The following is a 15318-nucleotide window of genomic DNA, read 5'->3' as shown; positions in this document are numbered from 1 at the left end:
GGAGGTTGTTTTGAGTAAGACGGCACTATTAGTTCTCGAAGACGGTACAGTCTTCACAGGTACCGCCATTGGCGCAGAAGGGTCTGCCGTTGGGGAAGTTGTTTTTAATACCTCGATGACCGGATATCAAGAAATACTGACTGACCCCTCTTATTCCCGCCAAATTGTTACTCTCACTTATCCCCATATTGGAAATGTAGGCACCAACCCTGAAGATGAAGAGTCACCCAATGTACATGCTCAAGGCTTAGTGATTCGAGATTTACCGTTAGTTGCCAGTAATTTCCGCAGTACCGCCACCCTCTCTGAATATCTCAAACACCACAACGTTGTTGGCATCGCCGATATTGATACCCGTAAACTGACCCGTATTCTGCGTGAAAAAGGCGCTCAAAATGGCTGCATCATTGCCGGAGCAGAGCCTGATGCCCAGTTTGCGCTAGAAAAAGCCCGTGCTTTTGCCGGATTAAGTGGTCTGGATTTGGCCAAAGAGGTCACCACTGCAGAAACCTACCGTTGGACACAAAGCAGTTGGACGCTGACAGGCGGTCTACCGGCAGCAAAATCAGACGGTGAACTGCCGTTGCACGTGGTTGCGTACGATTATGGTGTAAAGCGCAATATTTTACGCATGCTCGTTGATCGCGGCTGCCACCTGACTGTTGTGCCAGCAAAAACCCCTGCCGCTGATGTGCTGGCACTAAACCCTGATGGCGTGTTTCTTTCCAACGGCCCAGGTGATCCTGCCCCGTGCGATTACGCTATTGAAGCGATTGAGCGAATTTTACACACTGATATTCCTGTTTTCGGGATCTGCCTAGGTCATCAACTGCTTGCACTGGCATCGGGTGCGAAAACTACAAAGATGAAATTTGGCCATCATGGGGGTAATCATCCGGTTAAAGATTTAGACCGTGATGTGGTGATGATTACCGCACAGAACCACGGTTTTGCTGTGGATGAGAGTAGCCTGCCTGCCACTTTGCGTGCTACCCATAAATCACTGTTTGATGGCTCACTACAAGGCATTCATCGCACGGATAAACCGGCATTTAGTTTCCAAGGTCATCCGGAGGCCAGCCCAGGCCCGCATGATGCCGCACCGTTATTTGATCACTTTATTGATCTCATTAATGTGTACCGCCAGAACCGCACGCTAAACCTGAAATAACGCAGCCAGAACAGACAGGAGTTGCTACACAATGCCAAAACGTACTGATATTCAAAGTATTCTTATTCTGGGTGCTGGCCCTATTGTCATCGGCCAAGCCTGTGAGTTTGACTACTCTGGTGCACAAGCGTGTAAAGCTCTGCGCGAAGAGGGTTACCGCGTTATTCTGGTGAACTCAAACCCTGCCACTATTATGACTGATCCGGAAATGGCTGATGCGACCTATATCGAGCCTGTGCAGTGGCAAGTGGTACGTAAAATTATTGAAAAAGAGCGTCCGGATGCAGTTTTACCGACCATGGGCGGCCAGACCGCGCTGAACTGTGCGCTGGATCTAGAACGTCATGGCGTACTGGCTGAATTTGGCGTACAGATGATTGGTGCAACAGCTGATGCCATTGATAAAGCTGAAGATCGCCGCCGCTTTGATCAGGCAATGAAAAAAATAGGCTTAGATACTGCACGTTCAGGTATCGCACATACCATGGAAGAGGCATACGCGGTACAAGCTGAGTTGGGCTTTCCGTGCATTATCCGCCCTTCATTTACCATGGGTGGAACCGGTGGGGGTATTGCCTATAACCGTGAAGAGTTCGATGAGATCTGTACTCGGGGTCTGGATCTCTCTCCTACCAATGAACTGCTGATTGATGAGTCTCTGATTGGCTGGAAAGAGTACGAGATGGAGGTGGTGCGCGATAAAAATGATAACTGCATCATTGTCTGCTCAATTGAAAACCTTGACCCGATGGGTATTCACACCGGAGATTCGATTACCGTTGCACCGGCACAAACACTGACTGATAAAGAGTACCAAATCATGCGTAACGCCTCGATGGCGGTACTGCGTGAAATCGGTGTTGAGACGGGCGGTTCAAACGTACAGTTCTCGGTAAACCCGAAAGATGGCCGAATGATCGTTATCGAAATGAACCCGCGTGTGTCGCGCTCTTCTGCGCTGGCATCAAAAGCGACCGGTTTCCCGATAGCAAAAGTGGCCGCAAAATTGGCGGTAGGTTACACGCTCGATGAGCTGATGAACGACATCACAGGTGGCCGAACACCAGCCTCTTTTGAGCCTTCGATTGATTATGTTGTCACTAAAATCCCTCGCTTTAACTTCGAAAAATTTGTCGGTGCCAATGATCGTCTGACTACTCAAATGAAGTCAGTGGGCGAGGTGATGGCGATTGGCCGTAACCAGCAAGAGTCACTGCAAAAAGCGTTGCGCGGTCTGGAAGTTGGCGCGACCGGTTTCGATCCGAAAGTGGATCTGGATACACCTGATGCGCTGACCCGTATTCGCTATGAGCTTAAAGAGGCCGGTTCTGACCGCATCTGGTATCTGGCTGATGCTTTCCGTGCTGGTTTATCGGTTGATGGCGTACACAACCTGACCAATATTGATCGCTGGTTCTTGGTCCAGATTGAAGAGTTAGTGCGTTTAGAAGAGCATGTGGCTGAAGTTGGCTTTGCCGGTTTAGATGCCGATTTACTCAGAAAACTAAAACGTAAAGGTTTCTCTGATGCGCGTTTGGCTACACTGATTGGTGTGTCTGAAACCGAACTGCGTAAGTTACGCTACCGCTTTGAAATCTTCCCAGTTTATAAGCGTGTTGATACCTGTGCGGCTGAGTTTGCTACTGATACTGCGTATCTTTTCTCTACCTATGATGAAGAGTGCGAGGCCAACCCAAGCAGCAATGACAAAATTATGGTGCTGGGCGGCGGGCCAAACCGAATCGGTCAGGGTATCGAATTTGATTACTGCTGCGTACATGCTTCACTGGCATTGCGTGAAGACGGTTATGAAACCATCATGGTTAACTGTAACCCTGAAACGGTATCGACCGATTATGATACCTCTGATCGCCTCTACTTTGAGCCGGTAACACTGGAAGATGTACTTGAAATTGTCCGTGTTGAGCAGCCTAAAGGGGTTATCGTGCAGTACGGTGGCCAGACACCACTGAAACTGGCACGTGCGCTTGAAGCGGCCGGTGTTCCTGTCATTGGTACTAGCCCTGATGCGATTGACCGTGCAGAGGATCGTGAACGTTTCCAGCAAGCGGTGCAGCGTTTGGGTCTAAAGCAGCCAGAAAACGCAACCGTCACAACCCTTGAGCAAGCCGTCGAAAAAGCCAAAGAGATTGGTTATCCGCTGGTGGTGCGTCCTTCGTATGTGCTGGGCGGCCGCGCAATGGAAATTGTGTCGGATGAGATTGATTTACGCCGTTACTTTACAACAGCCGTCAGCGTATCGAACGATGCCCCGGTACTGCTCGATCGCTTCCTTGATAATGCTATCGAAGTGGATGTAGATGCTATCTGTGATGGCGAGCGTGTACTGATTGGCGGCATTATGGAGCATATCGAACAGGCCGGTGTTCACTCCGGTGACTCAGCATGCTCGTTGCCAGCCTACACCTTGAGCCAAGAGATTCAAGATGTGATTCGCCAGCAAATTGAAAAATTGGCCTTTGAGCTGTGTGTGCGTGGCCTGATGAACGCACAATTTGCAATTAAAGATAACGATGTTTATTTAATTGAAGTGAACCCACGCGCCGCGCGAACCGTACCGTTTGTCTCAAAAGCCATTGGCGTGCCGCTGGCGAAAATCGCCGCTCGGGTCATGGTGGGGAAAACATTGGCGCAGCAGGGTGCAGTGAAAGAGATTATTCCACCGTATTACTCGGTAAAAGAGGTTGTCTTACCGTTTAATAAATTCCCAGGTGTTGACCCGCTGTTAGGGCCAGAAATGCGTTCTACTGGCGAAGTCATGGGTGTAGGTAATACCTTTGCCGAAGCCTTTTCAAAAGGGTTGCTTGGTGGAAACTATAAAGTACCTCGTCAAGGGCGAGCTCTGCTTTCTGTGCGCCATGGTGATAAACAACGGGTGATTGATTTAGCAGCAAAACTGCTCAAGCTCGGTTTTGAGCTCGATGCGACGCACGGCACAGCAGTGGTGTTGGGCGAAGCAGGAATAAACCCACGCTTGGTGAATAAAGTGCACGAAGGTCGTCCGCATATTCAAGACCGTATCAAAAACGGTGAATATACCTACATTATTAACACCGCTGAGGGTCGTCAGGCGATAGAAGATTCAAAACTTCTGCGCCGCAGTGCACTGCAATATAAAGTGCATTACGACACTACATTGAATGGTGCATTTGCCACCGCAATGGCAATGGCCGCTGATCCGGCTGCCAATGTTATTTCGGTTCAAGAGATGCACCGAAAAATAGGCAACTAAATATATAGCTGTTGCTAATGCCTTGTTTTTTATAAAAGCCGCATCATCTGATGCGGCTTTTTTTATGCATACATAATGCTATGACTGATTGTGTGATATACAAAAACTAACAACAATGTTTATTTACAATTTTACGCTCTGTATTTTGTATGTAAAATGAGCAAAAGAGCAGTATATCTGTATAGCATAGAATTAATTATTATAAATAGCGGTATAGAGTTGTGATTCAAATTTGTGTAAACCAACGCGACGAGTGCGGTGATCTTTTGCTGAATATCCTGAGACAAACTGCACAAAGGCGATTTGCTCACCACGCGCATTACGCATAAATCCTGCCAGATTATACACGCCCTGTAGTGCCCCTGTTTTTGCGTGTACAATACCTTTAAGTGGTGCATCACGTACACTGGCACGGTAACGCAATGTACCATCAGTGCCTGAGATAGGTAACATTGCAATCATGCCTAACTCTGCATCATGGCGAGCAATATACTGGAGTGCATCCATCATTGTTTGTGCTGAAACTAGATTATGCCGAGACAAACCTGAGCCATCGGCCATCATGGTATTACCAAAACGTACACCCGCTTTGCTAGACAAAATAGCACGCACAGCACTTGAACCAGAACGAAACGTGCCAGGAACATTATAGTAATGTTGCCCAATAGTACGAAACATCACATCAGCAATCTGATTATCAGACTCTTTTAACATTATTTTTAGTAGTGCAGATACGGGTTTTGAGGTGTTTTCAGCCAAAATATTGTCCATTGTTACAGGTATACGGCTAATTTTATTTTGACCACTGACAGTAACACCTGCACGAGTTAACTCTTGGCGCACAATACCTGCAGCATAATTTGCTGGATCTTGCACAGAGAAACTTAGACCTAAGGGATCTTTTTGCTGCACTAAGCAACCAGTTAACACATAACGATTATTATCTTTAGGCTCAACATCTAACTCGCAAAAGCGGGCTTCAGGCATTTTGCGGCTAACTGTTCTTACTTCACTTTCAACCGTTACCGGATAGCGTGATGCAACAGATACTGTAGCTAAATCACCTAATGTCGGTGCACTATTAAGTGCGGCATAAAAACAGTTTCCATCGATAGATGCGGCAGCAGGAAGAGCATTAAAACATTGCGTTAAATCGTTCCATGACCAGCCAGGTGCCTTATCATGGCTACCAAATACCGAAGTATCTACTACTAAATTACCGCTGACAGAATGAATATTTTGTTTTGATAGCTGTAATGCTAAATTGCGAACTTGATCACGGGTTAAACGCGGATCGCCGGTAAATTTAACGATCAAGTCGCCTTTTACTACACCGTCTTGAACAGGCGCTGATGTACCAATTGTTGTATTAAAATGAAAATCAGGCCCAAGCTCTAACAGTGCGGCTAATGCAGTAAACACTTTTTGGGTGCTGGCAGGTAACACCATTTTATCAGGTTGATATGCCAACAGAGGCTGATTACTGGTTGTAGATTGTACCAATACAGTAGCTTGAGCACCTGGGGGTAACGCTTGCTCGTAATCATTAATCGGTATAACACTGGCATAAGTGGGCACAGAAAAAATACACGCGGTAAGCGCAGCAGTGATAAAAAAACGCATAACAGAATACAAATTAAGGGGATGTATTCACATACTATGAGCAAAGTAGGGAAAAAGTAAACGATGACCCATGCTTAACTCCACGTTAGAATAGAAATATGACTTTATCAGCGTTAGATTCATCCAATAGGATGAGCTAGGCTGCTTTTTTGTTTTTACTGGCTTGATAAGAACAGTTTGTTTGCAAGGGGTAATACGCTTTATGAACCAGATCCCAATGACAGTGCGCGGTGCTGAGAAACTACGCGAAGAGCTTGATTTTCTAAAAAATGTACGTCGCCCAGAGATCATTGATGCCATTGCAGAAGCGCGTGAGCACGGTGATCTGAAAGAAAATGCTGAATACCATGCTGCACGTGAACAGCAAGGTTTTTGTGAAGGGCGGATTCAAGAAATTGAAGCAAAGCTGTCAAATGCTCAAATTATTGATATTACCAAAATGCCAAATAATGGCCGTGTGATTTTTGGTGCAACAGTAACGGTACTCAATATTGAAACTGATGAAGAGCAAAATTACCGTATTGTTGGGGATGATGAAGCTGATTTTAAACAAAATCTGATTTCAGTTAACTCACCGATTGCTCGTGGCCTGATTGGTAAAGAACAAGATGATGTTGTCGTCATTCGTACACCAGGTGGCGAAGTTGAATTTGAAATCTTAGATGTGAAATATCTTTAATACACGATATTAATACACATATTGTAATAAAAAGGCCGCATAAGCGGCCTTTGATAGATGTTAATCGTTCATTTTTTGCTAATACTTAGCGAGGCAGAGCGATTTTACGATCTTCGCTTGGGCGATATAGCACAAGAATGTTACCGATTACCTGAACTTTGTGCGCGTTAGTTTCACGTACAATAGCATCAACGATCAGTGCTTTGGTTTCACGCTCTTCAGCAGAAACCTTCACTTTAATCAGTTCATGATGATTAAGTGCACTATCAATTTCAGCAAGCACACCCTCAGTTAGGCCATTATTACCAAGCAATACCACAGGCTTAAGTGAGTGAGCAAGACCTTTTAGGTGCTGCTTTTGTTTGTTGGAGAGAGTCATGGTGCTTTTTTCACTCTAAAGGTTGAAAACGCGGCATTCTACCGCCATCTAGTGTTTATCACCAAGCATGAGAGACAATTCCGCATAGTTTGTTTACGTATCGGATAAAATATGGTTAAGAAAAAACGCACAGGCAGTTCATCACGCTGGTTAGATGAACACTTTCACGATAAGTATGTACAAGAAGCTCAAAAAATGGGGCTACGTTCGCGTGCTTATTTTAAACTGGAAGAGATTCAGCAATCAGACAAATTGTTCAAGCCTGGCATGACAATTGTTGATCTTGGCGCAGCACCTGGTGGATGGTCACAATATGTCGTGGATAAAATAGGTGATCAAGGTCACGTTATTGCTTGCGATATTTTGCCGATGGATCCAATGGTCGGGGTTGATTTCTTGCAAGGTGATTTTCGCGAAGAAGCCGTACTAAATGCACTGCTTGAACGTGTTGGGAATGACATGGTAGATGTTGTGATGTCAGATATGGCACCTAACATGAGTGGTAACTCGTCAGTCGACCAGCCGCGAGCAATGTATTTAGTTGAGCTTGCTTTAGATATGTGCCGTCAGGTACTTGCTGCCAAAGGTGCTTTTGTGGTCAAGGTTTTTCAGGGAGATGGGTTTGACGATTACCTCAACGAAATACGGAAAATGTTTACGACTGTAAAAATTCGTAAGCCAGACTCTTCGCGCGCACGATCGCGTGAAGTTTACATTGTGGCTACAGGGTACAAACTGTAGTACTCTAGCTAAAGTTCACAATCAGTTGTAAAGCGAGGTTAATCCCTTGAGTGATATGGCGAAAAATCTAATTCTTTGGCTCGTCATTGCCGTCGTGCTTATGTCGGTGTTTCAGAGTTTTGGACCGAGCAAATCCAATGACCGTCAGGTGGATTACACCGCGTTTGTCAATGATGTCGGCCAAAACCAGATCCGCGAAGTTCGTATTGATGGTCGTGAAATTCAGTTCACCAAAAGCGATGGTGTTCGTTCAGTGACATATATGCCACTTAATGATCCTAAACTGCTTGATGATCTGATTAACAAAAAAATTAAAGTTTACGGTGAGCCGCCTGAAGAGCCAAGCCTGCTGGCTTCTATCTTCATCTCGTGGTTCCCAATGTTATTGCTGATCGGGGTATGGATTTTCTTCATGCGCCAAATGCAAGGCGGTGGCGGCAAAGGTGCAATGTCCTTTGGTAAAAGCCGTGCGCGTATGCTGACCGAAGATCAGGTTAAAACGACGTTTGCTGATGTCGCCGGTTGCGATGAAGCAAAAGAAGAAGTAACAGAACTGGTTGAGTACCTGCGTGATCCAAGCCGTTTCCAAAAACTCGGTGGTAAGATCCCAAAAGGTGTGCTGATGGTTGGCCCACCGGGTACCGGTAAAACTTTGCTGGCAAAAGCCATTGCAGGTGAAGCTAAAGTTCCGTTCTTTACTATTTCTGGTTCTGACTTTGTTGAAATGTTTGTCGGTGTGGGTGCATCCCGTGTCCGTGACATGTTTGAACAAGCCAAAAAAGCGGCACCATGTATCATCTTTATCGATGAAATTGATGCAGTAGGCCGTCAGCGTGGTGCAGGTTTAGGGGGTGGCCACGATGAGCGTGAGCAAACACTGAACCAAATGCTGGTTGAAATGGATGGTTTTGAAGGTAACGAAGGAATCATCGTTATTGCAGCAACTAACCGTCCTGATGTTCTTGACCCTGCACTATTGCGTCCGGGCCGTTTCGACCGTCAGGTTGTGGTTGGCTTGCCAGATGTGCGTGGCCGTGAACAAATTCTGAAAGTTCATATGCGTCGTGTTCCTTTGGGAAGTGATGTAAATGCCTCTCTGATTGCTCGTGGTACACCAGGCTTCTCCGGTGCTGACTTAGCTAATTTAGTCAACGAAGCAGCACTGTTTGCTGCACGTGGTAATCAGCGTGTCGTTTCGATGGTCGAGTTTGAAAAAGCGAAAGACAAAATCATGATGGGTGCAGAGCGCCGATCTATGGTGATGACTGAAGATCAGAAAGAAGCCACTGCCTTCCACGAAGCTGGTCATGCCATTGTTGGCCGTACCGTGCCGGATCATGATCCTGTCTATAAAGTCAGCATCATTCCACGTGGTCGTGCACTGGGTGTCACTATGTACCTGCCTGAGCAGGACCGGGTGAGCCATAGCCGTCAGTATCTTGAAAGCATGATCTCTAGCCTTTACGGTGGTCGTGTTGCTGAAGAGCTGATTTACGGTGCAGATAAAGTGTCTACCGGTGCGTCTAATGATATTGAACGCGCTACCGACATAGCCCGTAAAATGGTGACCCAGTGGGGTTTCTCTGAGAAACTCGGCCCGCTGTTGTACGCAGAAGAAGATGGCGAAGTGTTCTTAGGCCGCTCAATGGCAAAAGCCAAGCACATGTCTGATGAAACAGCCCGTGCTATTGATGTTGAAGTGCGTGCCATTATTGACCGCAACTATCAGCGTACGCGCAAGATTCTGTCTGAAAATATGGACATCCTACACAGCATGAAAGACACGCTGATGAAGTATGAAACCATTGATGCCCCGCAGATTAATGATCTGATGGAGCGTAAGACCGATGTTCGCCCGCCAGCAGGCTGGAGTGATCATCCACAGACAGCGTCAGCAGCAGAACCTGTTGTAGCAGAGCCAAGCGTGTCATCGGTCACATCTTCTGATGTACCGGTAGCAGAAACGCATACGCAGCCAACCGCTGAGGTTGCACCTGCTGTAGAAAACGATAAGCCCGAAAATAAATCAGACGATAAACCGTCGGTTTAACGCGCATTATCAATAAAACCCCGAGCTTGCTCGGGGTTTTTCTATTTATATCTTATGTCGCTATATCGTTACGTGATGGTGTGATAGCCACGACAGACTTAACCGATGGATGAATGTGGCGGTTATTTAAAGGTGCAAACACAGATGATTTTACGCAGTAAAAACCGAACCCTTGATCTGACTCGGCCACAAATCATGGGCATTCTTAATGTCACCCCCGACTCATTCTCTGACGGTGGCCAATTTAACCAGCAAACTCATGCGATAGCCCATGCACGTGCTATGCAACGTGCGGGGGCTGCTATTATTGATATCGGGGGCGAGTCAACGCGTCCGGGGGCAGATATCGTCAGTGAGGCACAAGAGCTGGATCGTGTTATTCCGGTTATTGAAGCGTTAAGCCGTGAGCTTGATGTCTGGATCTCGATTGATACCTACAAACCGGTGGTTATGCGTGAAGCCTGCCGAGCAGGTGCACATCTGATAAACGATATCAACGCCCTACAAAGTGAAGGTGCACTAGCTGTTGCCGCTGCAGAGCAAGTGCCAGTTTGCTTGATGCACATGCAAGGCACTCCCGATACCATGCAGCAGCAGCCGCAGTACCAAGATGTGATCAGTGAAGTCAGTACCTTTTTGCAGCAGCGCGCAGAAGCATGCCTTGCTGCGGGCATTTTGCGTGAAAATATTTTGCTCGATCCTGGTTTTGGCTTTGGAAAAACGCTTGAACACAACTATCAATTGTTGAATCAGCTCGAAAAACTGCATGTACTGCACTATCCGTTACTTGTGGGGATGTCGAGGAAGTCAATGATTGGTAAACTACTCAACAATAAACTAGAAGAACGTTTGGCTGGAAGTCTGGCGTGTGCCCTGTTGGCGGCACAAAAAGGCGCTCAGATCATTCGTGTACACGACGTGCAGGAAACTGCCGATGTGCTACATGTTATGCAAGCTGCACTAAAGACAAATTAAGGAATCGTATCCATGAGTAAGCGTAAATATTTTGGCACAGACGGGATCCGCGGCACTGTAGGGCAAGCACCGATCACCCCCGACTTTGTACTGAAACTCGGCTGGGCAGCAGGTAAAGTTCTTGCGCGTCATGGTTCACGTAAGGTCTTAATTGGTAAAGATACGCGAATCTCAGGTTATATGCTTGAATCTGCACTTGAGGCAGGTCTAGCAGCAGCAGGCCTTTCTGCTGCTTTCACCGGCCCAATGCCAACCCCGGCAGTAGCCTATCTCACCCGCACGTTTCGTGCTGAAGCCGGTATTGTGATCTCCGCTTCTCATAATCCGTATGATGATAACGGTATTAAATTTTTCTCTATTGATGGCACAAAACTGCCCGATGATGTTGAAGAAGCTATTGAAGCTGAAATGGAAAAACCACTGACCTGCGTAACATCAGCAGAGTTAGGGCGTGCAAGCCGTATTACTGATGCTGCAGGCCGCTATATCGAATTTTGTAAAAGCTGCTTCCCAAATGAACTGAGCTTAAGCCATCTAAAAATTGTGGTCGATTGCGCTAATGGTGCAACGTATCACATCGCCCCAAATGTATTGCGTGAATTAGGCGCTGAGGTTATTACCATTGGTTGTGAGCCTGATGGTATGAATATTAATGAAAAATGCGGTGCAACAGACACACAGGCATTGAAAAAGCGGGTTTTGGCTGAAAAGGCAGATGTAGGAATTGCATTAGACGGTGATGGCGATCGTATCATGATGATTGATCACCTTGGAAACCTGATTGATGGTGACCAAATTCTCTATATTATGGCCCGTGAGGCACTACGTAGTGGTAAGCTAAAAGGGGGGGCTGTTGGCACACTGATGAGCAATATGGGGCTCGAAATTGCTCTGAAACAATTAGGGATTCCGTTTGCTCGGGCAAAGGTCGGTGATCGCTACGTGCTTGAAATGATGCTTGAAAAAGGCTGGCGTTTAGGTGCAGAAAACTCAGGCCATGTGATTGCTCTGGATATGACAACCACAGGTGACGGTATCGTGGCGGGTTTGCAGGTTCTTGCTGCCATGGTAGGTAATAAAATGAGTCTCAATGATTTGAGTAGTGGTATGACGCTGTTCCCACAAGTTCTCGAAAATGTGCGTTTTGCAGGAGAGAGCAATCCGTTAGACGCTGATACAGTAAAGGCAGCCGTTGTTGCAGTAGAAGCTAAAATGCAAGGGCGCGGACGAGTGTTATTGCGTAAATCAGGTACTGAACCTTTAATCCGAGTGATGGTTGAAGGTGAGAATCTTGATAACGTACGCCAGTATGCTCTTGATATTGCAGCAGTAGTTAAAGCGCAAGGTTAGATAACATCGCAGCAATAATGTGCAATCAATAGCAATACAGTATCGCTTTTTATTTCTTAAAACTAAGAGATGTTAGTGTTCTGAATAATGTGCTTTATAAAATCAAGCGGCTCTTATGCCGCTTTTTTGCTTATGGTAAACCTTACTCGCAGTGTGCTGTATTTTTCAGCAATTAATAGAGAAAACAAAAAATTACCTTGCGTGTATAAGGCACTTTCGCTAGTATTCGTCTCGCTCCTAGATTTGAGAGCATCGTGTCGCGCTGATAGGAATAAGAGAGTATTACTATCAAGCAAACTGCAAAGTGTTAACAAACGGATTAGGCCATGTACGAAATTTTACTCGTAGTATATTTGTTAGTCGCGCTAGGGCTAATCGGCTTGGTGTTAATCCAGCAGGGCAAAGGCGCAGACATGGGCGCTTCATTCGGTGCAGGTGCATCAAACACTGTATTCGGATCAGGTGGCTCAGGCAACTTCATGACTCGGACAACAGCAATTCTTGCTACACTATTTTTCCTGATCAGTTTGGTGTTAGGTAATATTACACATAATCAAACTAAACCAGGTAGTGAGTGGGAAAACTTGAGTCAGCCAGCAGCACAACAAAAGGCTGCTGAAGTTAAGGTTGCGGATAAAAATAGCGATATCCCAACAAAATAACTATATAAAGCTGTAAAGAATTTGCCGTGGTGGTGGAATTGGTAGACACGCTACCTTGAGGTGGTAGTGCCCATTTAGTGGTGTGCGGGTTCAAGTCCCGCCCTCGGCACCAAGTTTGTAGACCTGATAAATCTTGAAAAAAAGATGGTCGCAAGATAGTATATTGCACGTTTCGGACGCGGGGTGGAGCAGTTGGTAGCTCGTCGGGCTCATAACCCGAAGGTCGTCGGTTCAAGTCCGGCCCCCGCAACCATTCTCTGATACTAAGTTATCTCCTATACTTAATCAGAGAAGAGAGGAATATTGTTTCTTCTCACGTCGCAATTGCGACAATCAGGGTCCAGTTGCTAAAAACCCCGATTTTCGGGGTTTTTTGTTATCTGCATACGGCGTCTTAGACGATGTGACTGGGCTTTTAGGCCCTTTTTTTATTTCTTGGGGGTTATCTTGGCAACGTTAGAACAGCAATTAACCCAGATGCTAGAAGCACCCGTACAAGCTCTAGGCTATGAGTTAGTCGGTGTCGAATTTATTCGTGCTGGCCAACACTCCACTCTTCGTATCTATATTGACCATGAAAATGGTATCTATGTTGAAAATTGCGCTGAAGTGAGCCATCAGGTTAGTGCAGTACTGGATGTTGAAGATCCTATCTCTGTTGCGTATAACCTTGAGGTTTCTTCTCCTGGATTAGATCGCCCACTGTTTACTGCTGCACACTATGCACGTTTTATTGGTCATAATGTAACGTTAACATTACGTATGGCAATGCAGAATCGTCGTAATTGGAAGGGCTCGATTGTTGGCGCAGAAGGCGAAATGATCACCATTTTGGTTGACGGTAAAAATGAAGTGTTCGCACTGAGCAACATCCAGAAAGCGAACCTGGTACCAAAGTTTTAAAATCTGGATGAGGCATCTGAGATGAACAAAGAGATTCTGGCGGTAGTTGAAGCCGTTTCCAACGAGAAAGCTCTTCCACGTGAGAAGATCTTCGAAGCACTGGAAATTGCGCTTGCCACAGCAACCAAGAAAAAATATGAATATGACGTTGAAGTTCGGGTAAGTATTGATCGCCGCACAGGGGATTTTGATACGTTTCGCCGTTGGATGGTTGTTGAGGAAGTCACGCAACCAACCCGCGAAATGGAACTAGAAGCCTCTCGTCTACTCGAAGAGAACCCCGATCTGCAACTGGGTGATTATGTTGAAGATGATATTGAGTCAGTAACCTTTGACCGCATCACAACACAAACGGCCAAACAAGTGATCGTACAAAAAGTACGTGAAGCTGAACGCGCAATGGTTGTTGACCAGTTCCGTGAGCAAGAAGGTGAAATTATCACCGGTGTTGCAAAAAAGGTAAACCGTGACAGCATTATTCTCGATTTAGGTAACAATGCTGAAGCAATGCTGGCTCGTGAAGATATGTTGCCACGTGAAAACTTCCGTCCAGGTGACCGCATTCGTGGTGTACTGTACGCTGTGCGTCCTGAAGCTCGTGGTGCTCAGTTATTTGTTACACGTGCTAAATCTGAAATGCTCGTTGAACTGTTCCGCATTGAAGTGCCTGAAATTGGCGAAGAGCTGATTGAAATTAAAGCAGCTGCTCGTGATCCTGGCTCACGGGCTAAAATTGCGGTAAAAAGTAATGATAAGCGGATTGACCCTGTAGGTGCATGTGTAGGTATGCGTGGTGCACGTGTACAAGCGGTTTCCGGGGAATTAGGTGGCGAACGTGTTGATATCGTGTTGTGGGATGATAATCCGGCACAGTTTGTTATCAATGCAATGGCACCGGCTGATGTTGCATCTATCGTGATGGATGAAGATTCTCACAGTATGGATATCGCTGTTGAAGCTTCAAATTTAGCACAAGCTATCGGCCGTAACGGTCAAAATGTACGTTTAGCCTCTCAGCTGACCGGTTGGACACTGAATGTCATGACAGTGGCTGATTTAACGGCTAAACATCAAGCTGAAGCATCAGAAGCTATTGATCTGTTTACTAAGCACCTAGATATTGATGAAGACTTTGCTCAAGTATTAGTTGAAGAAGGTTTCTCTTCACTAGAGCAGCTCGCTTACGTCCCTGTTAATGAGCTATTAAGTGTTGATGGTTTAGATGAAGAGACCGTTGATGCATTACGTTCGCGCGCAAAAGCAGCACTGACAACTTTGGCATTGGCAAAAGAGGAATCTTTAGATGGCGCAGAGCCTGCTGAAGATTTGTTAAACCTACCAGGATTAGAGCGCCAACTTGCTTATAAGCTGGCGGCACGTAAGATCATTAATCTTGAGGATCTTGCCGAGCAAGGTATTGACGATTTAGCCGATATTGAAGGGCTTGATGGGAACAAAGCGGGCGAGCTGATTATGGCCGCACGTAATATTTGTTGGTTTGGCAACGAAGCCTAATTAAACCGCAGCAGGAA

At 46.1% G+C, this 15318-nt stretch carries 12 protein-coding genes and 2 tRNA genes; 12 read left to right on the top strand and 2 right to left on the bottom strand.

What is annotated here, in order from left to right:
* Nucleotides 1-10: 10 nt before the first annotated feature.
* On the top strand, nt 11-1171 hold the full coding sequence (gene carA, locus ACRC53_RS08640; RefSeq protein WP_438643055.1) for a glutamine-hydrolyzing carbamoyl-phosphate synthase small subunit: 1161 nt from the start codon (nt 11-13) through the stop codon (nt 1169-1171).
* A 31-nt stretch (nt 1172-1202) separates the two neighbouring features.
* Complete coding sequence (gene carB, locus ACRC53_RS08635) at nt 1203-4424, top strand: carbamoyl-phosphate synthase large subunit (RefSeq protein ID WP_438643054.1); 3222 nt, start codon at nt 1203-1205, stop codon at nt 4422-4424.
* 192 nt (nt 4425-4616) lie between these two features.
* Here carB and dacB read toward each other — a convergent pair whose 3' ends face one another.
* Nucleotides 4617-6047, bottom strand: a complete 1431-nt coding sequence (dacB, locus tag ACRC53_RS08630) for a serine-type D-Ala-D-Ala carboxypeptidase (RefSeq protein WP_438643053.1) — start codon at nt 6045-6047, stop codon at nt 4617-4619.
* A gap of 202 nt (nt 6048-6249) precedes the next feature.
* On the opposite strand from dacB, the gene greA reads away from it, so the two are divergent.
* Nucleotides 6250-6726 carry a transcription elongation factor GreA gene (gene greA / locus ACRC53_RS08625; protein ID WP_438643052.1) on the top strand — a complete coding sequence of 159 codons (477 nt, stop codon included), beginning with the start codon at nt 6250-6252 and terminating at the stop codon, nt 6724-6726.
* Between the two features lie 85 nt (nt 6727-6811).
* Here greA and yhbY read toward each other — a convergent pair whose 3' ends face one another.
* Nucleotides 6812-7105, bottom strand: coding sequence for a ribosome assembly RNA-binding protein YhbY (gene yhbY / locus ACRC53_RS08620; RefSeq protein ID WP_438643051.1), 294 nt, complete (start codon nt 7103-7105; stop codon nt 6812-6814).
* A 111-nt stretch (nt 7106-7216) separates the two neighbouring features.
* Between yhbY and rlmE the strand changes: the two genes are divergently transcribed.
* From rlmE to nusA, 9 genes are all read left to right on the top strand, one after another.
* Nucleotides 7217-7846, top strand: a complete 630-nt coding sequence (rlmE, locus tag ACRC53_RS08615; RefSeq protein ID WP_438623557.1) for a 23S rRNA (uridine(2552)-2'-O)-methyltransferase RlmE — start codon at nt 7217-7219, stop codon at nt 7844-7846.
* A 46-nt stretch (nt 7847-7892) separates the two neighbouring features.
* Entirely contained in the window at nt 7893-9896 is a 2004-nt protein-coding gene (gene ftsH, locus ACRC53_RS08610) for an ATP-dependent zinc metalloprotease FtsH (protein ID WP_438643050.1), read from the top strand.
* A gap of 144 nt (nt 9897-10040) precedes the next feature.
* Nucleotides 10041-10871 carry a dihydropteroate synthase gene (gene folP, locus ACRC53_RS08605; RefSeq protein ID WP_438643049.1) on the top strand — a complete coding sequence of 277 codons (831 nt, stop codon included), beginning with the start codon at nt 10041-10043 and terminating at the stop codon, nt 10869-10871.
* Nucleotides 10872-10883: 12 nt separating this feature from the next.
* Nucleotides 10884-12221: a phosphoglucosamine mutase gene (gene glmM / locus ACRC53_RS08600; RefSeq protein ID WP_438643048.1), complete on the top strand. Its 1338-nt coding sequence runs from the start codon at nt 10884-10886 to the stop codon at nt 12219-12221.
* Between the two features lie 326 nt (nt 12222-12547).
* The gene (gene secG / locus ACRC53_RS08595; RefSeq protein WP_438643047.1) at nt 12548-12883 is read left to right on the top strand and encodes a preprotein translocase subunit SecG; all 336 of its coding nucleotides are present in this window, start codon (nt 12548-12550) and stop codon (nt 12881-12883) included.
* Nucleotides 12884-12906: 23 nt separating this feature from the next.
* Nucleotides 12907-12995: transfer RNA gene (locus ACRC53_RS08590), tRNA-Leu, on the top strand.
* A gap of 65 nt (nt 12996-13060) precedes the next feature.
* A tRNA-Met gene (locus tag ACRC53_RS08585) sits at nt 13061-13136 on the top strand.
* Between the two features lie 194 nt (nt 13137-13330).
* Nucleotides 13331-13786 (top strand): ribosome maturation factor RimP, encoded by a 456-nt coding sequence (gene rimP, locus ACRC53_RS08580; protein WP_438643046.1) that lies wholly within the window; start codon nt 13331-13333, stop codon nt 13784-13786.
* Nucleotides 13787-13807: 21 nt separating this feature from the next.
* Nucleotides 13808-15301 (top strand): transcription termination factor NusA, encoded by a 1494-nt coding sequence (gene nusA / locus ACRC53_RS08575; protein WP_438643045.1) that lies wholly within the window; start codon nt 13808-13810, stop codon nt 15299-15301.
* Nucleotides 15302-15318: the final 17 nt, after the last annotated feature.

Source organism: Plesiomonas sp. (assembly GCF_051652165.1).
In the GTDB taxonomy this organism is placed as follows: Bacteria; Pseudomonadota; Gammaproteobacteria; order Enterobacterales; family CAMTGL01; genus Plesiomonas.
The sequence above is the reverse complement of the archived record's forward strand: the minus strand, read 5'-3'. Positions and strand labels throughout refer to the sequence as shown.

Excerpts from the sequence above, each read along its gene's own strand:
- secG (WP_438643047.1), top strand. The coding sequence starts at position 12,548 with ATGTACGAAATTTTACTCGTAGTATATTTGTTAGTCGCGCTAGGGCTA.
- dacB (WP_438643053.1), bottom strand. The coding sequence starts at position 6,047 with ATGCGTTTTTTTATCACTGCTGCGCTTACCGCGTGTATTTTTTCTGTG.
- greA (WP_438643052.1), top strand. The coding sequence starts at position 6,250 with ATGAACCAGATCCCAATGACAGTGCGCGGTGCTGAGAAACTACGCGAA.
- yhbY (WP_438643051.1), bottom strand. The coding sequence starts at position 7,105 with ATGACTCTCTCCAACAAACAAAAGCAGCACCTAAAAGGTCTTGCTCAC.
- carB (WP_438643054.1), top strand. The coding sequence starts at position 1,203 with ATGCCAAAACGTACTGATATTCAAAGTATTCTTATTCTGGGTGCTGGC.
- folP (WP_438643049.1), top strand. The coding sequence starts at position 10,041 with ATGATTTTACGCAGTAAAAACCGAACCCTTGATCTGACTCGGCCACAA.
- nusA (WP_438643045.1), top strand. The coding sequence starts at position 13,808 with ATGAACAAAGAGATTCTGGCGGTAGTTGAAGCCGTTTCCAACGAGAAA.
- rlmE (WP_438623557.1), top strand. The coding sequence starts at position 7,217 with ATGGTTAAGAAAAAACGCACAGGCAGTTCATCACGCTGGTTAGATGAA.
- glmM (WP_438643048.1), top strand. The coding sequence starts at position 10,884 with ATGAGTAAGCGTAAATATTTTGGCACAGACGGGATCCGCGGCACTGTA.